General features: G+C 64.1%; 26 protein-coding genes. 15 read left to right on the top strand and 11 right to left on the bottom strand.

The window, feature by feature from the left end; translation table 11 throughout:
- Nucleotides 1-110 precede the first annotated feature (110 nt).
- On the top strand, nt 111-560 hold the full coding sequence (locus LB515_RS25665; protein WP_040984137.1) for an RrF2 family transcriptional regulator: 450 nt from the start codon (nt 111-113) through the stop codon (nt 558-560).
- Nucleotides 561-649: 89 nt separating this feature from the next.
- Entirely contained in the window at nt 650-1789 is a 1140-nt protein-coding gene (locus tag LB515_RS25660; protein ID WP_224709372.1) for a hypothetical protein, read from the top strand.
- A 12-nt stretch (nt 1790-1801) separates the two neighbouring features.
- On the opposite strand, the gene LB515_RS25655 is transcribed toward LB515_RS25660, so the two are convergent.
- From LB515_RS25655 to LB515_RS25625, 7 genes are all read right to left on the bottom strand, one after another.
- Complete coding sequence (locus tag LB515_RS25655) at nt 1802-2305, bottom strand: gluconokinase (RefSeq protein ID WP_224709371.1); 504 nt, start codon at nt 2303-2305, stop codon at nt 1802-1804.
- Between the two features lie 43 nt (nt 2306-2348).
- Nucleotides 2349-3320: an ABC transporter permease gene (locus LB515_RS25650; RefSeq protein ID WP_263481849.1), complete on the bottom strand. Its 972-nt coding sequence runs from the start codon at nt 3318-3320 to the stop codon at nt 2349-2351.
- A gap of 23 nt (nt 3321-3343) precedes the next feature.
- Nucleotides 3344-4324 (bottom strand): ABC transporter permease, encoded by a 981-nt coding sequence (locus tag LB515_RS25645; RefSeq protein ID WP_224626361.1) that lies wholly within the window; start codon nt 4322-4324, stop codon nt 3344-3346.
- The gene (locus LB515_RS25640; protein ID WP_140839557.1) at nt 4321-5865 is read right to left on the bottom strand and encodes a sugar ABC transporter ATP-binding protein; all 1545 of its coding nucleotides are present in this window, start codon (nt 5863-5865) and stop codon (nt 4321-4323) included. Before LB515_RS25640 ends, LB515_RS25645 begins: the two co-directional genes overlap by 4 nt.
- Before the next feature lie 68 nt (nt 5866-5933).
- Nucleotides 5934-7058 (bottom strand): sugar ABC transporter substrate-binding protein, encoded by a 1125-nt coding sequence (locus LB515_RS25635; RefSeq protein ID WP_224709370.1) that lies wholly within the window; start codon nt 7056-7058, stop codon nt 5934-5936.
- A 295-nt stretch (nt 7059-7353) separates the two neighbouring features.
- Nucleotides 7354-8382 carry a LacI family DNA-binding transcriptional regulator gene (locus LB515_RS25630; protein ID WP_224709369.1) on the bottom strand — a complete coding sequence of 343 codons (1029 nt, stop codon included), beginning with the start codon at nt 8380-8382 and terminating at the stop codon, nt 7354-7356.
- A 165-nt stretch (nt 8383-8547) separates the two neighbouring features.
- Nucleotides 8548-9777 carry an MFS transporter gene (locus LB515_RS25625; RefSeq protein WP_224709368.1) on the bottom strand — a complete coding sequence of 410 codons (1230 nt, stop codon included), beginning with the start codon at nt 9775-9777 and terminating at the stop codon, nt 8548-8550.
- Nucleotides 9778-9932: 155 nt separating this feature from the next.
- Here LB515_RS25625 and LB515_RS25620 point away from each other — a divergent pair, with 155 nt between their 5' ends.
- A complete protein-coding gene (locus tag LB515_RS25620; RefSeq protein ID WP_224709367.1) occupies nt 9933-10220 on the top strand; it encodes a DUF3175 domain-containing protein in 288 nt (95 codons plus the stop codon).
- Between the two features lie 417 nt (nt 10221-10637).
- Here the strand turns inward: LB515_RS25620 and LB515_RS25615 are convergent, their stop codons facing one another.
- Nucleotides 10638-11414: a FadR/GntR family transcriptional regulator gene (locus LB515_RS25615; protein ID WP_224709366.1), complete on the bottom strand. Its 777-nt coding sequence runs from the start codon at nt 11412-11414 to the stop codon at nt 10638-10640.
- 101 nt (nt 11415-11515) lie between these two features.
- Nucleotides 11516-12412, bottom strand: a complete 897-nt coding sequence (locus LB515_RS25610; RefSeq protein ID WP_224709365.1) for an NAD-dependent epimerase/dehydratase family protein — start codon at nt 12410-12412, stop codon at nt 11516-11518.
- Nucleotides 12413-12438: 26 nt separating this feature from the next.
- On the opposite strand from LB515_RS25610, the gene LB515_RS25605 reads away from it, so the two are divergent.
- The gene (locus tag LB515_RS25605) at nt 12439-13500 is read left to right on the top strand and encodes an NAD(P)-dependent oxidoreductase (RefSeq protein ID WP_263490416.1); all 1062 of its coding nucleotides are present in this window, start codon (nt 12439-12441) and stop codon (nt 13498-13500) included.
- Between the two features lie 103 nt (nt 13501-13603).
- On the opposite strand, the gene LB515_RS25600 is transcribed toward LB515_RS25605, so the two are convergent.
- On the bottom strand, nt 13604-14593 hold the full coding sequence (locus LB515_RS25600) for a sugar-binding protein (RefSeq protein ID WP_140838867.1): 990 nt from the start codon (nt 14591-14593) through the stop codon (nt 13604-13606).
- A 451-nt stretch (nt 14594-15044) separates the two neighbouring features.
- On the opposite strand from LB515_RS25600, the gene LB515_RS25595 reads away from it, so the two are divergent.
- The 11 genes from LB515_RS25595 to LB515_RS25545 all read left to right on the top strand — a co-directional run bounded on the left by LB515_RS25595 (nt 15045) and on the right by LB515_RS25545 (nt 25394).
- Complete coding sequence (locus LB515_RS25595) at nt 15045-15788, top strand: ATP-binding cassette domain-containing protein (RefSeq protein ID WP_095768909.1); 744 nt, start codon at nt 15045-15047, stop codon at nt 15786-15788.
- 40 nt (nt 15789-15828) lie between these two features.
- A complete protein-coding gene (locus tag LB515_RS25590; RefSeq protein ID WP_095768908.1) occupies nt 15829-16827 on the top strand; it encodes an ABC transporter permease in 999 nt (332 codons plus the stop codon).
- Nucleotides 16828-17140: 313 nt separating this feature from the next.
- Entirely contained in the window at nt 17141-17968 is an 828-nt protein-coding gene (locus tag LB515_RS25585; RefSeq protein WP_224544894.1) for an AraC family transcriptional regulator, read from the top strand.
- Nucleotides 17969-18093: 125 nt separating this feature from the next.
- On the top strand, nt 18094-18537 hold the full coding sequence (locus LB515_RS25580) for an SRPBCC family protein (RefSeq protein WP_224709363.1): 444 nt from the start codon (nt 18094-18096) through the stop codon (nt 18535-18537).
- 12 nt (nt 18538-18549) lie between these two features.
- Entirely contained in the window at nt 18550-19344 is a 795-nt protein-coding gene (locus LB515_RS25575; RefSeq protein WP_224544896.1) for an FAD binding domain-containing protein, read from the top strand.
- 58 nt (nt 19345-19402) lie between these two features.
- Complete coding sequence (locus LB515_RS25570; protein WP_224709362.1) at nt 19403-19885, top strand: (2Fe-2S)-binding protein; 483 nt, start codon at nt 19403-19405, stop codon at nt 19883-19885.
- Between the two features lie 11 nt (nt 19886-19896).
- Nucleotides 19897-21264: a xanthine dehydrogenase family protein molybdopterin-binding subunit gene (locus LB515_RS28235; protein ID WP_263490415.1), complete on the top strand. Its 1368-nt coding sequence runs from the start codon at nt 19897-19899 to the stop codon at nt 21262-21264.
- A 1-nt stretch (nt 21265) separates the two neighbouring features.
- Nucleotides 21266-22270 carry a xanthine dehydrogenase family protein molybdopterin-binding subunit gene (locus LB515_RS28230; RefSeq protein WP_140727152.1) on the top strand — a complete coding sequence of 335 codons (1005 nt, stop codon included), beginning with the start codon at nt 21266-21268 and terminating at the stop codon, nt 22268-22270.
- Nucleotides 22271-22277: 7 nt separating this feature from the next.
- Nucleotides 22278-23159, top strand: coding sequence for an AAA family ATPase (locus LB515_RS25555; RefSeq protein ID WP_224709361.1), 882 nt, complete (start codon nt 22278-22280; stop codon nt 23157-23159).
- Nucleotides 23160-23370: 211 nt separating this feature from the next.
- Nucleotides 23371-24507, top strand: a complete 1137-nt coding sequence (locus tag LB515_RS25550) for a vWA domain-containing protein (RefSeq protein ID WP_224709360.1) — start codon at nt 23371-23373, stop codon at nt 24505-24507.
- Entirely contained in the window at nt 24507-25394 is an 888-nt protein-coding gene (locus LB515_RS25545; protein WP_224709359.1) for an amidohydrolase family protein, read from the top strand. Before LB515_RS25550 ends, LB515_RS25545 begins: the two co-directional genes overlap by 1 nt.
- A gap of 46 nt (nt 25395-25440) precedes the next feature.
- Here the strand turns inward: LB515_RS25545 and LB515_RS25540 are convergent, their stop codons facing one another.
- Nucleotides 25441-25848, bottom strand: a complete 408-nt coding sequence (locus LB515_RS25540; protein ID WP_224709358.1) for a carboxymuconolactone decarboxylase family protein — start codon at nt 25846-25848, stop codon at nt 25441-25443.
- Between the last annotated feature and the right edge of the window lie 225 nt (nt 25849-26073).

The following is a 26073-nucleotide window of genomic DNA, read 5'->3' as shown; positions in this document are numbered from 1 at the left end:
CTGTGGTGCGAATTATTGGGCCAGGCGGCGTCAGGCGGTCAAACTGTCATGATTTGCACACAAACAACCGCCAGATGCAGGCGCATTGGGGTTGATGAACTGAATCGGGCATGCTGACCAAAAAAGGCAAATACGGCCTCAAGGCCCTCGTGCATCTTTCCGGCCTGCCGGCTGGCCAGCTTGCATTCGTCAACGACATCGCCGTCGCCAACAACATCCCGAAGAAATTCCTGGATGCGATCCTGGGCGAATTGCGCAATGCCGGTTTCGTCCAGAGCCGCAAGGGCAAGGAAGGCGGTTATCGCCTTGCCCGTCCCGCTTCCGAGATCAAGATCGGCCATGTCGTGCGCGTGCTCGACGGGCCGCTGGCGCCGATCCCTTGCGCCAGCCGCACGCAATACCAGCGCTGCGAGGACTGCGACGAGGCCACCTGCCAGGTCCGCCATATGATGCTGGAAGTGCGCCAGGCGATCGCCGAGGTGCTCGACAACCGCAGCCTCGCCGCCATGCGCGACGCCGACAACGACGATTTCCCGGCGGAGCTCACGTCTCAGATTTGAAGCGACCCGGCCCTGACGGCAGTCCCGTCGGTTGCTTGTCTGCTTTCCACGCAGTAAAGCGGCTGGAGGATGAAACGGGGCTCTGACGCATGAGGCTGCCTTGGCTTGGCAATTCCCGTAAGGCCAGCCGGCAACCATCGTCGAACGACATCTATCATACCGAGATCACGGCCGACGTGCCGGTGCGCGGCGAGTCCGTTCGCTTCTTCAGCCGCAAGGTGGTGCGCCCCGGCAAATTGCGTCGCTTCACCAACCGGGATCCGCGCGAGAGCCTGTTGTCCTGTTTCTATCTCGGCGTCGCGGCGATGCTGCCGGTCTCCTGGTGGAGCTCGATCTGCGGCTGGGTGTCCAGGCTCAGGCGCAAGCGCCACTTCCGCAAGGAGCTTGCCCGTTACGACGTCGCGGTGAAGGCCGTGCTCGGCGATGCCGTCGACACGAAAAGCATGTTCGAGGCGCAACTCGCCGCCGTTCACCGCCGGCGGCTGACGCTTGCGGCGCATCTCGTCGCCGGCTGGCGCTGGTCGCCGGCGATCCGACTCGAAGGCCTCGAGGCTCTGCAACAAGCCCTGCGCAACGGGCGCGGCGCCATCGTGTGGTGCGACCAGTTCACGGCGCAGACGATCATGGGCAAGCGCGCCCTGCATGAGGCCGGCGTCGATGCCCATCAGGTGAGCGCACGCTACCACGGCTTCTCGCCGAGCATGTTCGGCCTGCGCGTGATCAACCCGCCGCTGGTCAGGCTCGAGAACCGCTTCCTGAAAAGCCGGATCGTCTTTGAGCGCACCGACGCCTATCAGGTCACCACGCGTATCCAGAAGGTGCTGAAAGCAAATGGCGTGGTGCTGATGACCAACACCGTCTATGCCGGCTCCGCCTTCACCGAGGCCGCCATGGGCGAGCGCGGCTGGACCCACCTCGCCTCGGCGCCGGCAAACTTCGCCGCGCGCGCCGGCGCTGCGCTGTTTCATATGGCGACCATCGAGACGGTGCCCTTTCGCGAATATAGGGCGATCGTTAAAGAACTGAGCGCGACTCCAGAGGCGCCAGCATCGCCTGCCAAGGACATGACAGGGAAGAACCTCGTCGTTCAGGCGGGATTTATCCTGTCGAAGCGCGACCGGATGCTGGAGACGCTCAAACTCTGTCCTGAGCAGATGATGGCCTGGTCGAGCGCCGTGCGGCTGACCGAGCAGCCAGCCGAAGCCGCGATCGGCAACGACGAAGCCTGATTACCAACTGATCTAGCGGATGATCTCTTGCAGGATTCCCGCTACACTTCGCGTTCCGTCGACCGTCACGGCTCGTTCGACCGCCGCAGGCTCTTCCAGCGTGGCGAACTGGCTGTCGACGAGGCTGGCGGGCATGAAATGGCCCTTGCGATCGGCGACCCGTCGCCAGGCGGTCTCCCGATCGATCCTGAGATAGAGGAAGACTGTGTCGGGGCAGAAGCGGCTCAGCCGGTCACGATAGCTTCGCTTCAGCGCCGAGCACGCCGCCACCGCCTTCCGCCCATCGGCAACCGAGGTCGCGATACGCTCGCCTATGGCGTCGAGCCAGCCCGCGCGCAACGCATCGGTCAGCGGCTCGCCGCGCGCCATGCGCGCCACGTTCTCCGGCGGATGCAGCAGGTCTCCTTCGATGAAGTCGGCGCCTAGCGCCTCGGCGAGCGCCTCGCCGACGGCGGTCTTGCCGCAGCCGGCAACGCCCATGACGACGATGGCGGGCGCCGTCCGAAGATCGTTCATGCCAGGCTCCGGGATCTGGGTCTTGCGTGCGCCTCGTCCACGGTCAGCGGCTTGCCGGCGCGCGCCCGTAGAGCAGGAGCATGGCGACGATGACGATGCCATAGATGATCTGCCGTCCGGCCTCGGGCATCTGCATGACCGAGAGGATGGATTGCAGGAGCGTGATCAGGATCACGCCGGCCACCGTGCCCAGATAGGAGCCGCGCCCGCCCAGGATCGATGTGCCGCCCAGGACAACCGCCGCGATCGACGGCAGGAGATAGGCATCGCCCATGGACTGCGCCGCCTTGGATGCATAGCCCGCCAGAAGCACGCCGCCAAAGGCCGACAGCCCGCCGGAGACGGCGAAGGCGATCATGACGATGCGACGCGTATCGATGCCGGACAGGTAGGCGGCGCGCTCACGGTTGCCGATGCCGTAAACGGCGCGGCCGAAGCTTGTGCGGGTCAGCGCGAAGACCATCGCGGCGCCGATCAGCACCCAGATGATGACGGCATTGGGAACGCCCGGGATGGTGAAACCGGTTGCCAGGTAGCGCATCGCGGCGGTCGCCGAATCCTGTGGCGAGAAGCCGCCTGTGTAGACCACCATCAGCCCTTGCGCCACGGCATTGGTGGCTAAAGTAATGATCATCGAGGGAATGCGCAGATAGGCGACACCGATGCCGTTGACGATGCCTATCGCCACGCCGCACAGGACGCCGAAGGGGATGGCGAGAGCAACGCCGACCGACCCGTAAGCCGCGGCCGCGCAGGCCATCATGGCGCCGGCGGCCACGGCCCATGGCACGGAAAGATCGATCTGGCCAAGCAGGATGACCAGCATCATGCCGGTGGCGATGACGCCGAGGAAAGACGCGACCTTCAACTGCTGCAGGAGATATTCCGGCGACAGGAAGTTGCGCGAATAGAGGCTGCCGAGCAGGAGCAGGACCACGATGCAGGCAAAGGCCGTCAGCACCGCCGGGTCGGCGCGCCGGATGAATTTGGGCATGCGGCCGGCGATGCCGCCCATGATGCCGCCATGCGTCGTTTCGCTCACAGGAACCACTCCAGCCGGTTGCGTACCCGAAACAGCGCGAAGGCGCCAAGGCTGACCGCGATCAACAGGATAACGCCCTGGAACAACGGCTGCCAGAGCGGATCGAAATCGAAGACGAATAAGAGGTCGCCTATGGTGCGAAAGGCAAGCGCGCCGAAGATCGCGCCGATGGCGCTGCCCTTGCCGCCGAACAGCGACACGCCGCCGAGCACGACGGCGGCGATTGAAAACAGCGTGTAGGCGTTGCCGCTGGCATAGGCCGCCTCGCCCGTATAGGTGAAGAAGGTCAGGAACAGTCCCCCGATCGCCGCAAGCAGGCCGGCAAGCGTATAAGCCAGCAACTTGCCTCTGCGGATCGGCACCCCGGACATGTAGGCCGCCGTCTCCGACGAGCCCGCGGCATAAGCGGCGCGCCCAAGTTCGGAGCGACTGAACGGCACCCAGACGACAAGCACGATGACGAGCAGCGCCACGAGGCTCGCCGGCACGATGCCGAAGAAACGTCCGGTCAGGAAATCGGCAAGGTCCTCGTTGACCGAACCACCGGGAACGGGGCGCAAAAGCAAGGCCAGGCCGAAATAGACGGCGCCCGTGGCGATGGTGGCCACGATCGGCTGCAGCCGCCCGTAGATGACGATGGCGCCGTTGACCGCCCCGCAGATGAGCCCGGTGCCCAGCACCGCCAGCACGCCGAACGCCGTTTCCAGGCCGGTGCCGACCACCAGCCATGAAGCCATGCAGTTGGTCAGCGTGAAGATCATGCCAACCGACAGATCGATGCCGGCGGTGATCACCACCAATGTCTGCGCCATCGCGACGAAGGCGAGCAGCACGCCCTTGTTGGCGGCCGTCTGCACGACATTGGCGGTGAAGCCGGCCGGATGGTTCGCGCTGTAAATGGCGAACATGACGATGAAGATGCCGAAGGCCAAAAGCGTTCCGCGTTGTTCGGCCAGCCGGTAGCGCCAATCCTTCACGCGCGCTCTCCCTGCCCGATGCGGACATCATCGCCGTGGATGTTGAGCGCGCTGGCGATAAGCGCGTGCTCGGTGAGCCCCGCGCCGACCAGCTCGCGCTTGACCGCGCCGTCATAGAGCACGAGCACGCGGTCGCAGCAGCCGATCAGCTCGTCATAGTCCGTCGAATAGAACAGGATCGCAGCACCCGCATCGGCGAGCTTGCGCATCAGTTGGTAGAGCTCCTGCTTGGTGCCGACATCGATGCCGCGCGTCGGATCGTTGAGCAGGATGATGCGCGGCTGCCGCATCAGCCATTTGGCGATCACCACCTTCTGCTGGTTGCCGCCGGAAAGCGCGCCGACCGGAATGTCCAGGCCCGCCGTCTTGATCGCTAGCAGCCCGACCATGTCGTCGATCAGGCGCTGTTCGGCGGCGCGGTCGATGATGCCGGCCTTGGACAACCGGTCGAGTGCTGCAAACGACAGGTTCTCGCGCACCGTCATCGGCAGCATCAGTCCTTCGGTCTTGCGATCCTCGGGGATCAGCGCCATGCCGATGCGGCCGTGGCTGGCCGCGGTCGGACTGGCGATCGAAACCGGCTTGCCGTCGATCAGCACCTCGCCGCGCAGGCCGCGCAGCACGCCGAAGAAGGCAAGCAGCAATTCGCGCTGACCCTGCCCGTCGAGACCGCCCAGGCCCACAACCTCCCCTGCCCTGACGCTCAGCGAGATATTGTCCAGCCGGTCGGCCCAGGAGAGATTGCGCGCTTCGAGCACCGTCGCAGCGGCCGGGGCGGAAGCGGGTTTCGGCGGGAAGATGTGGCTGTATTCGCGGCCGATCATCAGCTCGACCACCTCATTGTCGCTCTTCGAGCCGGCCGGGTAGCTGGCGACGTTGCGGCCGTTGCGGAACACCGTGCAATGATCGGCGAGTTCCGCGATCTCGTTCATGCGGTGCGAGATATAGAGCAGCGCCAGCCCTTCCGAGCGCAGCCGTTTCAACACCTCGAAGACCTTGGCGACGTCCGCCGCCGTCAGCGCCGAGGTCGCCTCGTCGAGGATCAGGATGCGCGGCTTCCGAGCCAGCGCCTTGGCGATCTCCACCATCTGCCGGCGCGACAGCGGCAGGTCCTTGACCAGCGCGCGGGGATGAATGTCGGAAGCGCCGGCGCGTGCCAGCGCTTCCTCAGCGATCTTCCGCTGCGCCTTGCGGTCGATCATGCCGAAACGCTTGGGTGGATTGGAAATGACGATGTTGTCGGCGACGCTGAGCTCCGGAATCAGCGACAGCTCCTGGAAAATGCAGACGATGCCGGCCTGGTTGGCGGCGGCAGGCGAAGCGAAGGTAACCTCGCTTCCGTCCAGTGTCATGCGCCCTTCATCCGGCGCCACGACGCCGGCCATGACCTTGATCAGCGTCGATTTGCCGGCGCCGTTCTCGCCGAGGATGGCGTGGATGCTGCCGGCGGTGACCGTCAGCTCGGCCTTTTCCAGGGCCCGAACGCCGCCATAGCGCTTGGATATGCCTTCCATGCGGAAGAGCGGAGCCGTGCCGTCCATCAGCCCTCCCGGCCGGTTTTGATTGGGGAGACAGTGCCGCGGGCTCGCCGCGGCACTGTCCGGTCAGACTATTTGTTTTCCTTGGTTTGGCCCATGATTTCCTGCGCGGTGAAATTGATGCCGCAGGTCGGGAAGGAATTGCCGACGAAGAAATTGTCGGACTGGTCGGGGAAGAAATCCTGACCCGCCTTGAAGTTCGGATCCTCGACGATGGCCAAGGGCAGCTTGACCGATTGCGGCACGACATTGCCTTCGAGCGCGGCAATCGCAGTCTTGATGGCAACCGCCACCTGGGCCGGGCCGGTACCGGCGGACGAGCATTTCAGCCCGTCGGCCGCATGCGCGGCGCAGAATTTGCGGAAGCCGTTTTCCGTCTCGCCGCCGAACGGCACGAACGGATGCTTGGCGTCGATCATCGCCTGCACGATGCCGGTGTCGCCGCCCTGCCCGGTGATGGCGTCGAACGGGCCGCTGGTGGCGATCGCGTCGGCCGTGGCCTTTTGCGCCACGCCGTCATCCCACTTGCCGACCACCTCGGTGACGGCCCACTTCTTGCCGGAACCGTCGAGCACCTCATGGATGCCGTTGTGGCGGTCGGTGTCAACCGAAGTGCCGGCGACGCCGCGTACCTCGAGCACCTTGCCGCCGTTCGGCACATGCGCGACCAGCCACTTGCCCCAGAGCTCGCCGAGGCCCTTCTGATCGACATTGACGTTGATCGCGTCCTTGGTGTCGAGGATGTTGTCGAAGGCGACCAGCACGACACCGGCTTCCTTGGCGCGCTTGATGACCGGCCCGAACGCGGTCGGGTTCTGCGCGTTGACGACGATGGCGTCAAAGCCGGAATCGATGAAGTTGTTGATCGCCGAGATCTGCGCCGGCACATCCTCGCCGGTCGACACGACCTTGAATTCCTTGAGCTTCTTGGCGACATCCGGCTGCGCCGCATAAGCCTTGGCCGTCTGGATCATCTGGATGCGCCAGGTGTTGGCGATGTAGCCGTTGGCAAGCGCGATGCGGTAGGGACCGTCCTTCTTCGGATACTTGAAAAACTGCGTGTCGGCCGACCACGGCGCGAAGCAGTCCGGCTCGGCCGCGGGCCCCTTGACGACCTCGGGTCCGGCGATCGCCGACGAACTCAGCATGACGATTGCGGTGGCGGCAATGACGCCGCCAACGAGTGACTTGATCATCGATATTCCTCCCAGTTGCAGTTCTGCTTGTTATGAATCTTTGGCGATACGGTCGGCAACCCTCCGGCCAACCAGACACCCACACAGGACGGCCGCGCCGCCCAGATCCTCCTCGTCCCCCTCAGCTCTCTGGCAATTTAGAAAACTATCATATTATACATAATAAACAAGTACGAGCTGTTGCTTATGTATAATAAACAGCCTTCCCGCCTCGCCGAGCCTTTACCGGCATGCAAATGGTAGCGCTACCATCTCAGGCTGTAAAGCATCATCTTAAGGAACCAACAGTACCGCGTCAGCGCCCGGTGCTCTCGCGCCGCATCAGCTCGAAACCGAGATCGACGATCCGCTGTTCCGGCCGGTTTCCGGCGATCGCCGACAACGCCATGGCGACGGCACGGGTGCCGATTTCATAGCGATGGGTGCGCACGCTTGTGATTGAAGGAAACGACACCTGCATCATGTCGAGATCGTTGAAACCGACAATGCCGATCTGCTTCGGCACGTCGATCGATGCGCGATGGCATTCGAACAGAACGCCAAGCGCGATATCGTCATTGTTGCAGAACACGCCGTCCAGCGTCGGCATCTTGGCCAGCGCGTCGCGGAACAACTCGCGCCCGAGCGTCACGCTTGACGGCACCGGCGTTGTGGTGACCAGCCGCGCGTCGAACAGGCCCGCGGCCTCCATCGCGGCGCGGTAGCCGGCAAGGCGCCGCTGCGAACGCGGATCCATCCGCGCGCCGATGAAGCCGATCTTGCGGTATCCGGCTTGCAGCAGGTGTTCGGCGGCGGTCCTGCCGCCGTCGAGATGCGAGAAGCCGACCATCATGTCGACCGGGTCCGGCCCGGTCTCCATCACTTGCACCACCGGGCAGCCGGCATTCTCCAGCAGTCGTCGCGCGCTGGGCGTCTGGTCTATGCCGGCCACGATCAGCGCCGCCGGGCGTTGCGATCCGAAGACCTGCAGCAGCCGCTCTTCCTCCAGGCCTGAATAATGGGTGTTGCCGATCTGGATGCGGAACGGACTGTCGGAAAGACTGTCATAGATGCCGCGCACCACCTCGGCGAAGACGTTGTTGGTCAGCGATGGCACCAGCACGCCGAACACCTCGGCGCGCGCCGAGGCAAGCGCGCGGGCATTCGGGTCGGGCACGTAGCCGAGCTCGTCGACCGCGGCCTGTATCTGCCGTCGAAGGTCTTCCGACACCCGCCCGGGCTGACGCAAGGCCCGCGACACGGTGATCGCGCCGACACCGGCCTTGCGCGCCACGTCGGCAATGGTCGGACGGCCGCCGCCACGACGGGAGCGCGGCTTGGTCAAGGGCGAGCCTCGTGCGTCAAATCCCGCCTGCTGCGCGCTTGCAATGCCATTGACCCCGGTGTCGCCATCTCGCAGGCTTGTACCACGTTCCCTGCCCTTGGCGTCGCGCAGCCGCGATTTGTTGTCAAGCTGAGGGCATTTCAGGAGAAGCGCCGGCGCGAGCCGTCAGGCCATGACGACGCCGCTGCGCCTTGCCCTCCAGAACACCACGACCATCATCAGGATGTTGAGCAGGTTCCACCCAATTCCGTTGAGGAACGCGGCCGCGTAAGATCCGGTGAGATCGTAGATCCAGCCCGACATCCAGCCGCCGATGGCCATGCCGAAAATGGTCGCCATGATGACGATGCCAACGCGCTGGCCGGCCTCCTTGGCGGGCATGTACTCGCGCACGATGATCGCATAGCAGGGCACGATGCCGCCTTGCGACAGGCCGAACACCAGCGAGACGACATAGAGCGAGGCAAGACCGTCGAAGGGAATGTAGAAGAACAGCGACAGGCACTGCAGCACCGAACCGATCAGCAAGGTCCTCACCCCGCCGATACGGTCGGCGACGAAGCCGGAAACAAGGCGGCTGACGACGCCGGCGGCCATCATGATCGACAGCATATCGGCGCCGTGGGCGACACCATAGCCGAGGTCCATGCAATAGGCGACGATATGCACCTGCGGCATCGACATCGCCACGCAACAGCCAAGACCGGCTATGACGAGCAGCGCCTGAAGGGCGGCCGGCGACAATGAGATCGGCTGGACCGGGCGTGCGCCTGGCGAGCCTGCGACGACCACCGGGGCGCGACGCCGCAGCATTATGACCAGCGGCGCCATAGTCACCAGACAAGCGATGCCGATAGCCACATAGGTGAAGCGCCAACCCTCCGCCTTCATCAGCGGCGGTATGATTGCTGGCCAGACCGTTCCGGCGAGATAGCTGCCGGCCGCCGCCGTAGCCACGGCAACGCCGCGCCGGCGGTTGAACCAGTGCGAGATGTCGGCGATCAGCGGCCCGAAAATCGCCGATGTCCCCACCCCGATGAGCAAGCCTTGGGCGAGCGTGAATTGCACGATCGAAGTGGAGAGCGACGCCAGCGCGAAGCCTGCAACCAGGGCCATCGAGGAAACCAGCGCCGGGATCCAGTAACCGACACGGTCGATGGCGCGGCCGACCAGCACATTGCCGGCGGCGAATCCCACCATTGTAGCGGTGTAAGGCATCGAGGCGGCGGCACGATCGACGCCGAACTCGGCCTGCACGGCGGGCAGGACCACGACTACGGCCCACATGCCGACGCCGCCGATCGTCGCCAGCAGCAAGGAGATCCCGAGCCGCGTCCATGCATAGAAGCTATCGATGCCGGCGCTGTTTGCCGCGTTTCCTGGAATTGTCGTCACGGCGTCTCCTGTTCGCGATTTCTTCGAGATCGCGCGTTTGAGCGCACTATCGGCCCATTTCCTGAGCCGAGCAGCGCCACGACCGGCAAATCCGTGGCTCCAGAACCGGGAACCCGCCTCACCTCATGGGGTTTCTCTGAAGGAAGGAGTTTGTCATGAGCGCCAAGAAGAAATGGTCGGCCGACGTGACCGAACACAGCGACGCCCTCGATCTCGAGGAGCACGTCTTCGAATCCGATGACGCGAAGAAGATCGCCGCCTCGCTCAAGCGCTCGGCCGAGCACAGCCACCGCCGCAAGGCAGAGCCGTTCCAATCCGCCATGTCGATGTTGAATTTCTACATCAACCGGGCCGGCAAGAATCTGCCTGACGAGCGCAAGAAGGTGTTGGAAAAGGCGAAGGACGAGCTGCGTGTCGCCTTCGGTCGCGAAAAGCAGGATTAAGGGTTGCTGGGAGCGCTAGCACCAGTTCCTCAACACAGGGATCTGGAAAGATTGCAGGCTTGTCGGGCAAGGCTATCAGCATCCGTTTGGGGTGTTCAGCGCAAACGCTGGCGATGAGCTGAAGCCCCCCAACCTCGTCATTCTAGGGCGGAGCTACGCGAAGCGGAGCGTAGACCCTAGAATCCATGCCGTTACATCGACCGAAGTGTGCAACGGTGCAGAATTCTGGACCGCCGCGGCGCTTCCAAGTCACGGCATGGATCCTCGGGTCTGCGCGCGTCGCTTCGCTCCTTGCTGCGCCCGTGGATGACGACCGCGATAGGCGTCTTGGCCAATCGCCAAGGCATGGGATCTGCCAACGCACGCACGGGCAGCGGTCAAAGTTTCTGTACTGGCGAACTGGTCCGGTACAAGACCTCAGCGCGACCGGATCACTTCGTCGGTATTGGCCAGCAGCTTTCGCACCGCATTGCGCGCCGCGTCCGGCCTTTGCAGGCGGATACTGCGTTCGATCGCCTCATGCAGTTTCTGGGCGTGCTGCAGATTGTCGAGCTCGCGCGTCGTATAGGTGAAGAGATGGTCGAAGGCAGATTCGATCAGGACGCCCAGCGGCACCAGCAGGTCGTTGCCCGAAGCCCTGAGGATGGCAAGGTGGAAGCGCGTGTCGGCCCGGGTGCGCTCCTGCAGGTTGGTCGCCTCGCCCATCTCGCGACAGGCCTGGCTGATCTCGGCCATCTGCTCGCGGGTGCGCCGCATCGCCGCGAAGGCCGTTGCCTCCGGCTCGATGATGTGGCGGAACTCCTGCACGGTCTTGAGGAACACCTCGCGGTCCGGCGAGGTCGCGTACCAGGCGAGCACGTCGCGGTCGAGAAGGTTCCAGCGTTCCTTCGGTTCGACCCAGCTGCCGATCTTCGGTCGCGAGGCCAGCAGGCTCTTTGCCATCAGCATCTTGATCGCCTCGCGCACCGCCGAGCGGCTGACGTCGAAGGTCTCCGACCATTTGGCCTCATTGGGCAGGATGGTGCCCGGCGGATAGTCGCCGCGCACGATCCGAAGGCCGATTTCACTCGCAAGCGAAGCATGCACGCTGGCGCCCGGGATGCGTGACGCGTTGGCCCGGCGAACGCCGGACGGACGCTCCGCCGCTACCATTTTTGTCGGCCTCTTTTCGTTGTTCGGCTTAGCGTCCCGCATGGTTCCACAAAATCCCGTTTTCAGAAGCTGTCAAGCAGGGCAAGCCCGCTTTGCCGCAATGCGCGAGGATGTGCACAGATCAACCGGCATTTGCCGCCGGCTCACGCCGTCTTGACGTATTTGCGCCAGCTGTGCTCGGGCCGGAAGCCAAGCACATCGCGCGCCTTGCGGTTCGAAAGCAGCGTCTCATATTCGCCAAGCTCGGCCTTGACCGGCACGCCCGGATAAAAGCGCCTCAACAGCTCCGCCGTCGGCAGGTCCGATGAGGTGTCGTCGTTGGCCGCGTTGAACACCTGATAGCCCAGGCCGTCCTTCTCGATGGCGCGCAAGGTGATCTGGCCGAGATCGCGCGCATCGATATAGCTCCAGGCGATGCGCTTGCGGAAACCCGGATCGGCGAACCATTTCGGGAATAGCGAATATTCATGCGGCTCGATGACATTGCCGATGCGCAGCGCATAGATGTCGAAGCCGCTGCGCAACGCGAAAGCCCGCGCGGTCTTCTCGTTGACGATCTTCGACAGCGCATAGGAGTCCATCGGGTCGACGTCATAATCCTCGTCGAGCGGGAAATGCGTCGGATTGCGAGGCTCGTTGGCGAAGACAAGACCGTAGGTCGTCTCGCTGGAAGCGATGATAACCTTGCGGATGCCGAGCTTCACCGCCGCCTCGATGACATTGTAGGTGCCCATCGCGTTGATGCGGAACACCTCGTTGTCCGGCGTGATCATGATGCGCGGGATCGCCGCGAAATGCACCACGGCGTCGACCGGCTGCGCCCTCAGCGACGGGTCGAACTCGTGCAGGCCCATATAGCTCGACAGCGCGTTGAAAACCTGGCCGCTGTCGGTGATGTCGGCGATCAAAGTGCGCACCTTCGGATTGTCGAGCGGCTTGGTGTCGATGTTGAGCACCTGGCAGCCATGTTCGACCAGATATTCCACGACATGCCGGCCAGCCTTGCCGCTGCCGCCGGTGAACATGATCCGCTTCGTCATTTTGCTCTCCACAATGCTAGGTAATTATGTGTATTGTCAGACAATATGACATTCCGCGATCGCCCGCCACCCGCGATCCGCGGAAACCTTCTGGACAATCGCCCGCCGCGCGGGCCGCCCATCACCATGAAAGACAGGGAAGAGACGACATGAGCACCACCGCTGCCCGCGACAACATCGGCTTCATCGGCCTTGGCCTGATGGGGCACGGCATCGCCAAGAACATCGTCGACAAGGGCTATCCGCTGACCTTCCTCGGTCGCAAGAACCGCAAGCCGGCGGAAGACTTGGCCGGACGCGGCGCCAAGGAAGTTGCCACGTCCAAGGAGGTGGCCGCGGCCTCCGACATCGTCTTCATCTGCGTCACCGGCTCGCGCGAGGTGGAGGCGATCATCCGCGGCCCCGACGGGCTGAAGGAGGGCCTGAAACAAGGCTCGGTCGTCGTCGATTGCTCGACCTCCGATCCGGTCTCGACAGTGGCCCTGGCCGCCGAACTCAAGGCGCTCGGCGTCGACTATGTCGATGCGCCGCTCAGCCGCACGCCGAAGGAGGCTTGGGAAGGCACGCTCGACGCCATGGTCGGCGCGCCGGACGCCGTGTTCGCCAGGCTGAAGCCGGTGCTCGAGACCTGGGCCGGCCGCATCGTTCATATCGGCGATACCGGCGACGGCCACCGCATGAAGCTGCTCAACAACTTCATCTCGCTGGGCTACGCCGCGATCTATTCCGAGGCGCTGGCGCTGGCCGAGAAGGTCGGCATCTCGCCGCCCCGCTTCGACAGCGTCATTCGCAACGGCCGCATGGATTGCGGCTTCTACCAGACCTTCATGCGCTGGACGCTGGAGGGCGACCGCGACGCCCACAAATTCACCATCGCCAATGCCTTCAAGGACCTGACCTATCTGGAATCGATGGCGGGCGCGGCCGGCATCGCCAATCCTCTGGGCAACGCGACCAAGAATTCCTTTGCGACAGCCTTCGCCGCCGGTCCCACGGAACAGTATGTGCCGATGCTCGCCACGCATATCGGCAAGCTCAATGGCGTCGACCTGATGCCTTCGAAAGACGGCGTGAAGCAGAAGATTTAGGCGGGAGCCGCCCTGCCCTGTTCGACGGCGGGAGCAGGCGCCGAAAAGGATAGGGGCGCCCACTGGGCGCCCCTTTTTTGACACTTCTGGATGGAGCCAGAGCCTACTTCTGGATGCAGGTGTCGGCCGTTTCCTTGGTGCATTCGTCGAGGCCGGTGAAGACCGGATCGTCGACCTTCTTGCCGCCGATGAGGTCGAGCATCACTGCCGGCGCCTTGTAGCCCATCTCGAAAGGCCGCTGGCCGACCAGCGCGGTCACCAAGCCTTCCTTGGCGATCGCCACCTCGTCGCCGATCGTGTCGGCGGCGCCGATGACGAACTCGTTCTTGGCGATCTTGTCGGCCATCGGCTTGAACAGGTCGCGATAAGGCTGCGGCGCGCCGAACAGCGGCCAGCCGCCCATGATGCCGAAGGCGTCGAGCTTCGGGTTGGCGGCGAGGATGTCGGTCATCGCCTGCACGCCTTTGGCGCCGTCGTCATTGGTGAACACCGGGCAGCCGGGAGCTTCGGTCCAGCCACCTTCGCCGGCAAGTGCTGCAAGACCTTCCTTCCCGGTCAGCGCATCGCGCATGCCTTGCGCGCGACGCAGGATGTTGTCGGCCGCCGGATTGCCCTCGATCGTGCAGATCGTGCCGCCATTCGGCTTGGCCTTCTTGATGTACTCGCCGATCTTCTTGCCCATCAGGTAGTTGTCGGTGCCGAGATAGGTCTTGCGAAGGGCGGCGTCTTCCTTGGCAAGGTCGGCGTCGACCGTCATGATCGGGATCGACGGATTGGCGCTCTTGATCGTCTGCGCGATCAGCGGCGCGTTCGACGGCGAGATCGCCATCGCCACCGTGTCTGGCTTGCTCAGCATATCCTGCACGATCTGCGCCTCGCCGGCCTCGTCGGAAGTCGATGCCGGGCCGGTGTAGAAGCATTCATATTCCGAGCTGGCGTTTTCCTTGTTCCACTTCTCGCAGCCCTGATGGATGGCTTCGAAGAACGGATTGTCGAGACCCTTCACAACGATGACGAGCTGTTTCTTGGCCAAAGCCGGCCCGGCGCCCAACGCCATGGCGGCGACGGCGGCAAGCAAAAGTGTTTTCCTCATGTCAGTCCTCCCTTGAAACAGACGGACACCGCGTGCCCGCCACACTGATCAACCCGGATACACAAGAACCACGACGAGCATCTCATGATGTTCGCGCCCCGCGCCGGGCTGATAAGCATTTGCCGATCCGTCCGCCCGAATACCGATGCAGCCGAATCCTTTACCCTCAAACCATCTGCCTGCCTCCGCCGGATAGACGGACGATTGGCAAAGTCTTGTTCCGAAGCTTAGCTAATATCGGCTTTTCGCCAGCGTCAATTGCTATTTGTCCTACAAAACCGATTTTTCGTCGAGTCTCGAAATTAATCGTCAGACAATTGATTGACGCCCCCGTCCGCTTTTGCCTAAATGCGTGGACGCACCGTTCGGGAGGAGATGGACGGGGCGAGACGCAAGCGCCGCCGCCGGGTTCGGTGGCCAGTTGCGCCAACAACGGGGAGGCTTAAGGCTGGTGTCGGTTCTGGAACTCGCCAACATCTCGAAGCATTTCGGCGCCATCCAGGCGGTCAACGATGTATCGTTTTCGCTGGAAGCTGGTGAGGTCGTCGGCCTGATGGGTGACAACGGTGCCGGCAAGTCGACGCTGGTGAAGATGATCGCTGGCAATTTCCACCCGAGCCACGGCACCATGCGGCTGGAGGGCAAGGACCTTGTCATGCACAAGCCGGCGGATGCGCGCCAGCACGGCATCGAGATCGTCCACCAGGACCTTGCGCTCTGCAACAACCTGACCGCCGCGGCCAACGTCTATCTCGGCCGCGAGCTGCGCCGCGGCTTCGGTCCGCTGCGCATTCTCGACTATGGCGCTATGTACAAGCGTGCCGGCCAGCTCTTTGCCGAGCTGAAATCCGAGACGCGGCCGCGCGACCTCGTCAAGCAGATGTCGGGTGGCCAGCGCCAGGCGGTGGCGATTGCCCGCACCATGCTGTCGCAGGCCAAGATCGTGCTGATGGATGAGCCGACGGCGGCGATTTCGGTCAGGCAGGTCGCCGAAGTGCTCAATCTCATCCGCCACCTGCGTGATCAGGGCATCGCCGTGGTGCTGATCAGCCACCGCATGCCCGACGTGTTCGACGTCGCCGACCGTGTTATCGTCATGCGGCGCGGCCGCAAGGTGGCCGACAAGAAAATCGCCTCGAGCTCGCCCGAGGAAGTCACCGGGCTGATCACCGGCGCCATCGAACAGGTTGCGTAGTCGCGTGGATCGGGCGTCCACGCCTCAGGAAAGGTCGATAATGGCAGTCACACTTGACCAGACGATCGCGCAGAAGCAGCACACCTTCCTGTCGCGGCTCTTTGCCAACCAGACTTTCTGGGTGGTGATCGCGGTCATCCTCGCCTGCCTGTTCCTGTCCGTCGCCACCGATTCCTTCGCCACGTCGAAGAACATCTTTAACATCACGCGCAATATCACCTTCGTCGCCATCGTCGCGCTCGGCATGACCTTCGTCATCATTACCGGCGGCATCGACCTTTCGGTCGGCTCGGTGCTTTGCCTATCCTCGATGGTGCTCGCCGTCACCATGCATGCCGGCTATTCGATCGAGGTGGGCATCCTGGCCTCGATCGCCACCGCGCTTGCGATCGGCGCCTTCAACGGCCTGCTCATCGCCTATCTCGGCTTCCCGCCTTTCGTGGTCACGCTCGGCATGCTGTCGGTGGCGCGCAGCCTTGCCATGGTCGCCTCGAACAACACCGTGGTGTTCCAGTTCGGGCCGGACCACCAGAAGCTTTTGTCATTGGGCGGCGGCGCCTGGGTTTTCGGCATCGCCAATCCGGTGCTCTACATGATCCTCCTGGCGGCGATCACCGGCTTCATCCTGCGCTGGACCAAATTCGGCCGGCACATCTTCGCCATCGGCGGCAATGAGCATGCGGCGACGCTGACCGGCGTTCCCGTCAAGCAGATCAAGGTCGTCGTCTACATGATCTCGGCGCTGTCGGCAGGGCTTGCCGGCATCATCCAGACCGGATGGTTGGGCGCCGTCACCACCAATCTCGGCAACGGCATGGAGCTGCAGGTGATTGCCGCCACCGTCATCGGCGGCGCCAATCTCGCCGGCGGCGTCGGCACCGCGCTCGGCGCCGTCGTCGGCGCCGCCCTCATCGAGGTGATCCGCAACAGCCTTGGCCTGCTCGGCATCAACGCCTTCTGGCAAGGCACCTTTATCGGCGGCGCGATCATCCTGGCGGTTCTGTTCGACCGCATCCGCAATTTCAGGCGTAGTGACTGAAGCGCGCCGCCTCGCCTTCTCCCCTTGTGGGAGAAGGTGGATCGGCGCGATAGCGCCGAGACGGATGAGGGGTGTTCCACCGGAGTGAGACGCTGGCTTTCCCTGGAGCACCCCTCATCCGTCGCCTTCGGCGACACCTTCTCCCACAAAGGGAGAAGGGAAAGCCGCGCCTATCGCCCAGTCTGAAAATCGAGTCCGGACGGGCGATGCGAGATGGCCACCATTCCTGCCTGTCTTGACGCAGCCTCACCCCAGCCGCACTATTCCCCGGCAGGCGAAGGGAGGCCAGTCGCCTGCGGGAGGAACGATAGCCATGACGGACGCGATCAGGCTCTACTGGGGCCGGTTCGGACATGTTTCCGTGCTGAATGTCGCCAACGACTTCGTCACCCATGCCCATGGCGAGGCCCATCTCATCATCTGGCTGGAAGGCACGGCAGGCGAAATGACCATCGGCCGCGAGACGGTGCGGCTTGGGCCTGGCACCGCGGCCGGCATCAACTCGTTCCAGCCGCACAGCCACGCCCTTTCCCGCGACGGTAAGCCCGGCCTGTTCCTCGCCTTCTACATCGACCCGGACTGGGCGCGCCGGCGCCGCGACCTGCCCTCCTCCGCGCCGCTGTTCGCGCAAGCGGCGATCACGCTGGAGCCCTGGCTGCACCAAGCGGCGGCGAACCTGCTCGATCACCTGGCCGACAATGAGAGCATCGACGACGTGGCCAACTACGAGATCGAGCGTTTCATCGACAGCGTTCTCGACGCGGCGGATGCTTCGGCGCCACAGGTAGTCCGCGCGCGCATCAACACTATGCTCGACTTCCGTGTCCGCAAGGCGATCCAGTTGATGAAGGCCAATGTCTGCGAGCGCATCTCGTTCGACGACGTGGCTCGTTCGGTCGGGCTCTCACGGCCGCATTTCTTCGCGCTCTTCAAGGAACAGACCAACCTTACGCCGAACGTCTACTGGAACACGCTGCGCATGGAGGAAGCCGTGCGCCAGCTGCAGTGGTCGCAGGAACCGCTGATCTCCGTTGCCTGCAATCTCGGATTTACCACCCAGGGCAATTTCTCGCGCTTTTTCCGCGACCATGTCGGCGTGCCGCCGACGCTCTACCGCGAAGCCGCTCAGGCCATGTCGTGAGCGCCTTTGCAGGCTGATCCGTCGCCGCATTTTCCGACTGGTTGATACGCGCTCAAGACGCATTGATAAGCGCCGGCCCGTCGGCCGCTCTAGCCTGCTCCCGATCTTTGCAAGGGAACCAGTCTATGGCGAAAGTCACCATTTCCAGCGTCATCGACGCGCCGGTCGAGCAGGTCTGGGCGCGCATCCGCGACTTCAACGGTTTGCCCAGCTGGCATCCGCGCATGGTGGAAAGCCATATCGAGGACGGCAAGGACGCCACCGCGATCGGCTGCGTGCGCAACTTCCAACTGGTCAGCGGCGCGCGGCTGCGCGAGAAGCTGCTCGATTTCTCGGATGAGAACTTCCTGGTCAGCTATTCGCTCCTCGAGACGCCGCAGCCGCTCACCAATCACAAGGCGACGCTGCAGTTGCGGCGCGTCACCGACGGCAACCGCACCTATGCCGAATGGACAGCGAGCTTCGACGCAGCGCCCGAAGAGGCCGACAAGCTGGCCGAGGGCATGGGCGCCAACGTCTTCCAGGGCGGTTTCAACGCCCTGAAGGCCCATTTCGCCGGCCAGAGCTGACGGGAGCGCGCCATGTCGCTTGCGCTGCAGACTTTTTCGAGCGTGAAAGACGCCAATGCCGCCTTGCAGGCCGCTGGGACACGCTATCTCGGCGGTGGCACGCTTGTCGTCCGCGCGGCCAATGAAGGCGACGTTGCCGTCTCCAACCTGATCCGCGTCAACGATCCCAACCTCTCGCAGATCGCGGTTTCCGGCGGCAAGGTCCGGCTCGGCGCTTCGGTCACCATGGCCGCGATTGCCCGCCATCCCGAGCTCGCCGCGCTTGCGCCGGCCGCGCGCGCCGTCGGCGGGCCGGCGATCCGCAACATGGCGACCGTCGGCGGCAATCTGTTCGCCCCTGCCCCTTATGGCGATTTCGCGGTGGCGCTGCTGGCGCTGGACGCGACCGTCTTCACCGAAGACGGCGAAGTGCCGATCAAGACCTTCCTGGTCGGCCGTGATGCCAGCCGCGCCATCGTCTCGGCTGTCGGCTTTTCATTGCCTAAAGCCGAGAGCTTCCGCTTCCTGAAAGTATCGCGGGTCAAGCCCAAGGGTGTGTCCGTGCTGAGCATCGCCGCGCTTCTGGAGCTCGCATCGGACGGCACGGTGACCTCGGCGCGCATCGCGCTGGGCTGCATGGCCGATCGTCCAATGCGCGCTTTAGCGGCCGAAAAGGCGCTGCTCGGCTGCAAGCTCACCCCGCAGGAGATCGCGCCGGCCCTGACCGCCGCGAGCGAAGGCATCGCGCCGATCACCGACCCGATCGCCAGCGCCTGGTATCGCGCCGAGGTTCTGCCGGTCCATCTCGGCCGGCTGCTGCTTGACTAATATTCGTGGGGGACGCGCGTCTGTCCGGCCGATCCGGGCAGGCGCGCAGGGAGGAAGAATGGCGAAGGTTCCGGTTCAATTCACACTCAACGGCTCCGAAAAAGCCGAGTTCGTCGAAAGCGGCACGACGCTGCTCAATGCGCTGCGCGACAAGATCGGCGACACCTCGCCCAAGGGGGGTTGCCACCAGGGCACCTGCGGCGCCTGTTCGGTCATCATCGATGGCGAATTGCGGCTCTCCTGCCTGACGCTGGCCGAGACCTGCGGCGGCGCCGACATCAAAACGACGGCCGGCCTTGCCGAAGGCGGTGTGCTGCATCCGCTGCAGCGCGCCTTCCTCGATGCCTTCGCAACGCAATGCGGCTTCTGCACGCCGGGCATGATCATGGCCGCAAAAGTGCTTCTCGACCGCACACCCAACCCAAGCCGCGAGGATGTGGTCGAGGCGCTGTCCGGCAACATCTGCCGCTGCACCGGCTACGAGCCGATCATCCAGGCGGTGCTGCTTGCGGCGCGCGCCAACTCGCAGAACGCCGCCTGAAGGAACGAGCCATGGAACTGCGCAAGGATTATTTCGCCGATGTCCGCAAGGACGGCCTGCACGAGATCGGACAGGGCCGCCCGCGGCTCGACTCGCCCGGCCACGTCACCGGCAAGACCGCCTATTTCGCCGACCGCAACTTCCCGGGCATGCTGCATCTGAAGATGGTGCGCAGCCCGCACCACCATGCCCGCATCCGCTCGATCGATACGTCGGAAGCGGAAAAGCATCCGGGCGTCGTCAAGGTGCTGACTGCCAGGGATGTGCCGCACAATGTCTACACCATCCTGATCCTGATCCAGATCGGGCCCGAGGACGAAACCGTGCTCGCCGACGGCAAGGTGCGCTGGAAGGGCGAGGCCGTGGTGGCGGTGCTGGCCGAGACCGAGCGCGCCGCGCAGGAAGCCGCCGCCAAGGTCAAGGTCGACTATGATGTGTTGCCGGCCGTCTTCGACATGGAAGAAGCGCTGAAGCCCGGCGCGCCTTTGGTCAACGAATATCACGGCCAGAATTACTACCTCTATGACAGCGGCGAATGCCGCAAGGTGCGCTTCGGCGATGTCGAGGCAGGCTTTGCCCAGGCCGACCACATTCTCGAACAGTCCTACCAGTCCTCGCCGATCGAGCACGCGCCGACCGAAACCACGGGCTGCGTGGTGGCGCCGGAAGGCAATGACCGCTTCACCTGCTACACCAACACGCAGGCGATGTTCTTCACCCTCGACAACGCCTCGATCATCCTGCAGATGCCGGGCTCGAAGCTGCATTTCGTCGGCGGCACCGTTGGCGGTGGCTTCGGCGGCAAGGTCGACGTCATCGTCGAGCCGATCGCCATCCTCGCGGCCAAGCTAACCGGACGCCCGGTCCGTTTTATCTACAGCCGCGAGGAGGAAATGCAGATCTCCTCGCCGCGCGCCGCCGAGAAGGTGATCATCAAGGACGGCGTCATGAAGGACGGCCGCATCGTCGCGCGCAAGGTGACCGGCTATACCGACGCCGGCGCCTATTCGCGCCACTCGCCCTATGGCGCGCAGAAGGGCGCGGCCCACTATCCAGGCCCCTATACGATCCCGAATGTCTGGATCGACACTTATTGCGTCTACACCAACCGCACCCCTTCGTCGGCCATGCGCGGCTTCGGCGTCACCATCGGCGACTTCGCGCTCGAGGTGCAGATGGACAAGCTGGCGAGGCTGATCGGCATGGATCCGCTCGAATTCCGCTTCATCAACGCCTATCGCGACGGCGACATGAAGGCGCATCGCCAGCCGACCGAGGGTGCGGCGCTGATCGAATGCATGCAGGAGGCCTCGCGCGTCGCCAACTGGCCGGTGGCGGAAAAGTACATGGCGATGTCCTCCTACAGGAAGGGAGCCTGAGATGGCGATCCGGCGTGGACGCGGCGTCGCCGCGATCAACTATCCAACCGGCATGAATCTTGGCGGCGACCCGACCCAGGCGCTGGTCCATTCGACCCCGACCGGCAACTTCATGGTGACGTTGTCCAGTGTCGATCTGGGCCAGGGCATGAAGCAGATCATGGCGCAGATCTGCGCCGAGACGATCGGCGTGCCGACCGACCGTGTCGTCATCGACACCGCCGACACCGACACTGGCCCGCACTGCATGGGCACCTTCGCCTCGCGCGGCACGCACCGCGCCGGCAACGCCGTCATCCAGGCGGCCAAGGAGGCGCGCCAGGTCATGCTGGAAGTGGCGGCCGAGGAGCTGGAGGTGAATGCATCCGACCTCGAGACCGACGGTGAGGGCAACATACAGGTGAAGGGCGCGCCGCAGAAATCGATCTCGATCTTCGACGTGGCGCTGTCGGCGCATTTCAAGCGCGGCCGCTCCATCTCGGGGCGCGGCATGTTTCTCATTCCGCGCTCCTACCCGGAGAAGGAGACCGGCGCGATGAAGCCCTCCACCTGCTACGCCCATGCCTGCACGGTGGCCGAGGTCGAGGTCGACGACGAGACCGGCGAGGTCACGGTGCTCACCGTGAAGAACGTCTTCGAGATCGGCCGTGCGCTCAACCCGAAGATGGTCGAGCAGCAACTGGTCGGCGGCTCGTGGATGGGCATCAGCCATGCGCTCTACGAAACGACCGAACCCTATTATCCGAGCCGCGACCATGGCGGCACCGACTTCAACCAGTATCTGATGCCGGGCCCGGGTGACCTCGCCGAGACCGAGATCATCGTCTTGGAGCGTCCTTCTGCCGATGGGCCGTTCGGCGCCAAGGGTCCGGGCGAGATGTGCGCCAACCCGCAGATCCCGGCCGTCGCCAATGCCGTCTTCGACGCCGTCGGCGTACGCATCGACACCTTGCCGATCACGCCCGAGCGCATCCTGCGCGCGCTGAAGGCGCAGGCCGCGGGCTGAGGGGAAGATGGCAAACCCCGACGCCGTTGCTGTCGCGGCTTCGCCGGAAGCGATCGCCGCGCGCCTTGCCGCTTCGCGCTATCTGGCCGACGACAGCCTTGCGACGGCGATCTTCCTCGCGATCCGCCTGGGCAAGCCGCTGCTGCTCGAAGGCGCGCCGGGCGTCGGCAAGACCGAGGCCGCCAAGGCGGTGGCCGAACTGCTTGGCCGCGAGCTGGTGCGGCTGCAATGCTATGAAGGCATCGACGCCGGGCATGCGCTTTACGAGTGGAACTACCAGCGGCAGTTGCTCGCCATCCGCCATGCCGGCGAGCACGAGATCGACATCTATGATGACCGCTTCCTGATCGCCAGGCCGCTGTTGCAGGTGCTGCGAGCGCCGGAGCAGCGCGTTCTTCTGGTCGACGAGATCGACCGCTCGGATCACGAGTTCGAGGCGCTGCTGCTCGAATTCCTCTCCGACTTCCAGATCAGCATTCCCGAACGTGGCACCATCCGCGCCGCCACGCAGCCGATCGTCATCCTCACCTCGAACCGCACGCGCGAGTTGGCCGAGGCGCTGCGCCGCCGCTGCGTCTATCATTGGATCGGCTATCCCGACGTCCAGCGCGAGGCCGAGATCATCATGCTGCGCGCGGGCCATGTTGCGGAAGCGACGGCAAAAGCGGTGGCGAATGCCGTGCAGGAGATCCGCGCGCGTCCGCTAGCCAAGCCGCCCGGCATCGCCGAAGCGGTCGAATGGGCGAATGCCGCTACCATCCTCGAAAAAGGCGGCACCCCGTGGCCGCAAGCCTTCCGCTGCGCCATCGGCGTGCTGATCAAGGACGAGGAGGATTTGTCGGCGATCGCGCCGGAACTGGGGAGGATTGTCGAGGAGGCGCTAGGGTGATGCGTTTTAGGGATCGCCTGCCGATCTTCCAGCGCTGGCGGGACAGCACCCCCCTCTGTCCTGCCGGACATCTCCCCCTCAAGTGGGGAGATCAGACGTCACGGCGGCTTTCGCCAATCTTCGACTTCGCAGGATTGAGCAGAGCGCCCAAGCTGCCAATCTCCCCCCTAGAGGGGGAGATGTCCGGCAGGACAGAGGGGGGCGCGAAGGAATGAGGCGTCCGGAAAACCTGCCTCGTGCCGCCGCGCCGTTCCTCGGCTTCGCCCGCTTGCTGCGCCATCACGCCTTCGCCATCGCGCCCGAACAAATCACCAGCTTCATGCAGGCCGTGACCCTGCTCGGCCCGCGCTCGATGAACGACATCCGCGAAGCAGCGCTCGCGACGCTTGCGCCCTCGCCCGATCGCCGCGACGAATTCGAAGCGCATTTCCGCGCCCATTTCTACCGCGACGCCAAGCCTTCGATCGAAGGCGAGAAGGACGACGAGACCCGCGTCAAGGACGATCGCGGCACGCGCGAGGAAGAGAAGCAAACCATCCGCCAGGAGAAAGGCGGTGAGCTGTCCTCGGCGCTCGAGCAATTGAGCAGCCGCGATTTCCAGCGCGATCCCGATGGCCTTGGCCAGTTCCGCCGCAAGCTCGCCTCCGCCCTCCCCGCGCGCCGTTCCTTCCGCACCATGCGCACGCGTTCGCGCGGCACGCTCGACCTCAGGCGTTCGCTCAGCGAAATCGTCAGTGCCGACGGCGACATCCCCTCGCCGCTGCTGCGCCGCCGGCAGGCCGTATCGCGCAAACTGCTTCTGCTCATCGATGTCTCCGGCTCGATGAAGCTGCACACCGCCGATTATCTCAAGCTGGCGCACGCGGCGGTGCAAGGCGCCGACCGCGCCGAAGTCTTCACCTTCGGCACGCGGCTCACCCGCATCACCTCCGCGCTGCGCATCCGCGACCACGAGCAGGCGCTCGCCCGCGCCGCAGCACTCGTCGATGATTGGGATGGCGGCACGCGCATGGGCCCGACCTTGCTCGCCTTCCTGTCGGTCCCGCGCTTTTCCGCCTTCGCGCGCGGCGCTTGCATCGTCATCCTGTCCGACGGACTGGAACGCGGCAGCCATGCCGAGCTGGAGATCGCGATGCGGCGGTTGAGCGCCCGCGCCTTCCGGCTGTCGCTGGCGAGCCCGCTCGCCGGCGATCCGCGCTTCCGCCCGGAAACTGCGGCGCTCCGCGCCATCTTGCCGGCGCTTGACGATCTGGTCGACGGCTCGTCGGTCAAGAGTCTGACTGATTTCATCCTGTCGCTCGCCCGTCCTGCGCCTGCGGCCGCTTCCATCTGGAAAAGGATATCGTGATGCAGAAAGCCATCGACGCGCATTTCCACATCTGGCGCCAGAAGGACCAGCCCTGGCTGGTCGGACCGATGGTGCCGCGCATCTTCGGCCCCTACGAGCCGATCCGCCGTGACTATCCGATCACGGAGTTTCTCGAGGACCAGAAAGGCTCGGGCGTCGAGAAGGCCGTCTATGTCCAGACGAACTGGGCCAAGGAGGATTTCGAAAAGGAGGTCGCGTTCCTGCAGAAGACGGCGCAAGAAACCGGCTGGCCGCATGCCATCGTCGGCTATGCCGACATGACGGTCGACGACGTCCGCCCGCAGATCGACCGATTGAAAAAGTATCCGCTGCTGCGCGGCGTGCGCATGCAGCTCCACTGGCACGAGACGCCCGCCTTCCGTTTCGCCGCTTCGGCTGACCAGGTGATCGATCCGAAAGTGCGGAAGAACGTGGCGCGTTTGAAGGATTACGGCCTCTCCTTTGACCTGCAGCTCTTTCCCGCGCAGATGAAGGACGGGCTGACACTAGTCGGCGAAAACCCTCAGACGAATTTCATCCTCACCCATGCCGGCATGCTGACCGGCATGGAGCCGGAAACCACCGAAGCGTGGAAGGCGGGCCTGCGCACGCTGGCAGTGGCGCCCAATTTCTACGCCAAGCTTTCGGGGCTCGGCACCTTCGTCCACCGCAACGACCCGGAGCTCATCGCCTACATCGTCGACAACGCGGTCGAAATTCTCGGCAGCGACCGGCTGATGTTCGGCTCGAACTTCCCGATCGAGAAGCTCTGGACCAGTCACGCCGAGCTGATCCAGGCGCACCGCGCGGCGGTGGCGAAACATGGCGCGGCGGCCGAGGCGGATATTTTCTGGAATACGGCGGAAAAGGTTTATCGGCCGGTGTAGTGCGGCTTTTCCTTCTCCCCTTGTGGGAGAAGGAGAAGCTGGCGCTTCACTTGACCTCGAATTGCGGATCGAGCGGGATTTGCATTGCCGTCACCAGATGGTTGGTCTGTCCCGCAAGCCCGATGATCGACACAAGCTCGCCATGCTGCGCGTCGGTCATGCCCTTGGCCCGTGCGGCGGCGGTATGCGAGTGGACACAGTAGGAACAGCCATTGGCGGTCGAGACCGCGATATAGATCATTTCCTTGGTCAGCGGATCGATGGCGCTGTCGGCGACCATCACCGCCTTGAGCTGCTCCCACACCCGCTTCAGCGCCGCCGGATCATTGGCCAGCCCGCGCCAGAAATTGTTGACGAAGTCGGATTTTCGCGTCGCCCGGATATCGTCGAACACGGCCTTCACCGCCGGGATCTTTTCGACCTCGGCATCGCTGAGGAGTTTTGTGGTGGCCATGGTGTTTCCTTTCGTTTGAATCGCTGATCGAGGTTGTTGAACCAAGTGTTGCGCATAGACAGCTAACGTGTTTCTCCGATTCAATTTTTAGCTCGAAGCAACACACTGCCGCGGACATTGGCCGAAGCACCTCAGCATCGTCATTCCAGGGCGGAGCAAGGAGCGAAGCGACGCGCGCAGACCCGAGGATCCATTCCGTTACCTTTGCCGTGGGATGCAGCGGTC

It is taken from the genome of Mesorhizobium sp. CA15 (assembly GCF_020165215.1).
Classification (GTDB): domain Bacteria; phylum Pseudomonadota; class Alphaproteobacteria; order Rhizobiales; family Rhizobiaceae; genus Mesorhizobium.
The sequence above is the reverse complement of the archived record's forward strand: the minus strand, read 5'-3'. Positions and strand labels throughout refer to the sequence as shown.

Excerpts from the sequence above, each read along its gene's own strand:
- LB515_RS25665 (WP_040984137.1), top strand. The coding sequence starts at position 111 with ATGCTGACCAAAAAAGGCAAATACGGCCTCAAGGCCCTCGTGCATCTT.
- LB515_RS25600 (WP_140838867.1), bottom strand. The coding sequence starts at position 14,593 with ATGAGGAAAACACTTTTGCTTGCCGCCGTCGCCGCCATGGCGTTGGGC.
- LB515_RS25655 (WP_224709371.1), bottom strand. The coding sequence starts at position 2,305 with ATGAACGATCTTCGGACGGCGCCCGCCATCGTCGTCATGGGCGTTGCC.
- LB515_RS25540 (WP_224709358.1), bottom strand. The coding sequence starts at position 25,848 with ATGGCCACCACAAAACTCCTCAGCGATGCCGAGGTCGAAAAGATCCCG.
- LB515_RS25580 (WP_224709363.1), top strand. The coding sequence starts at position 18,094 with ATGGCGAAAGTCACCATTTCCAGCGTCATCGACGCGCCGGTCGAGCAG.
- LB515_RS25660 (WP_224709372.1), top strand. The coding sequence starts at position 650 with ATGAGGCTGCCTTGGCTTGGCAATTCCCGTAAGGCCAGCCGGCAACCA.
- LB515_RS25545 (WP_224709359.1), top strand. The coding sequence starts at position 24,507 with ATGCAGAAAGCCATCGACGCGCATTTCCACATCTGGCGCCAGAAGGAC.
- LB515_RS25610 (WP_224709365.1), bottom strand. The coding sequence starts at position 12,412 with ATGACGAAGCGGATCATGTTCACCGGCGGCAGCGGCAAGGCTGGCCGG.
- LB515_RS25640 (WP_140839557.1), bottom strand. The coding sequence starts at position 5,865 with ATGGACGGCACGGCTCCGCTCTTCCGCATGGAAGGCATATCCAAGCGC.
- LB515_RS25620 (WP_224709367.1), top strand. The coding sequence starts at position 9,933 with ATGAGCGCCAAGAAGAAATGGTCGGCCGACGTGACCGAACACAGCGAC.
- LB515_RS25555 (WP_224709361.1), top strand. The coding sequence starts at position 22,278 with ATGGCAAACCCCGACGCCGTTGCTGTCGCGGCTTCGCCGGAAGCGATC.
- LB515_RS25575 (WP_224544896.1), top strand. The coding sequence starts at position 18,550 with ATGTCGCTTGCGCTGCAGACTTTTTCGAGCGTGAAAGACGCCAATGCC.
- LB515_RS25585 (WP_224544894.1), top strand. The coding sequence starts at position 17,141 with ATGACGGACGCGATCAGGCTCTACTGGGGCCGGTTCGGACATGTTTCC.
- LB515_RS25615 (WP_224709366.1), bottom strand. The coding sequence starts at position 11,414 with ATGCGGGACGCTAAGCCGAACAACGAAAAGAGGCCGACAAAAATGGTA.
- LB515_RS28235 (WP_263490415.1), top strand. The coding sequence starts at position 19,897 with ATGGAACTGCGCAAGGATTATTTCGCCGATGTCCGCAAGGACGGCCTG.
- LB515_RS25570 (WP_224709362.1), top strand. The coding sequence starts at position 19,403 with ATGGCGAAGGTTCCGGTTCAATTCACACTCAACGGCTCCGAAAAAGCC.
- LB515_RS25650 (WP_263481849.1), bottom strand. The coding sequence starts at position 3,320 with ATGGGCGGCATCGCCGGCCGCATGCCCAAATTCATCCGGCGCGCCGAC.
- LB515_RS25590 (WP_095768908.1), top strand. The coding sequence starts at position 15,829 with ATGGCAGTCACACTTGACCAGACGATCGCGCAGAAGCAGCACACCTTC.
- LB515_RS28230 (WP_140727152.1), top strand. The coding sequence starts at position 21,266 with ATGGCGATCCGGCGTGGACGCGGCGTCGCCGCGATCAACTATCCAACC.
- LB515_RS25635 (WP_224709370.1), bottom strand. The coding sequence starts at position 7,058 with ATGATCAAGTCACTCGTTGGCGGCGTCATTGCCGCCACCGCAATCGTC.
- LB515_RS25605 (WP_263490416.1), top strand. The coding sequence starts at position 12,439 with ATGTGTATTGTCAGACAATATGACATTCCGCGATCGCCCGCCACCCGC.
- LB515_RS25550 (WP_224709360.1), top strand. The coding sequence starts at position 23,371 with ATGAGGCGTCCGGAAAACCTGCCTCGTGCCGCCGCGCCGTTCCTCGGC.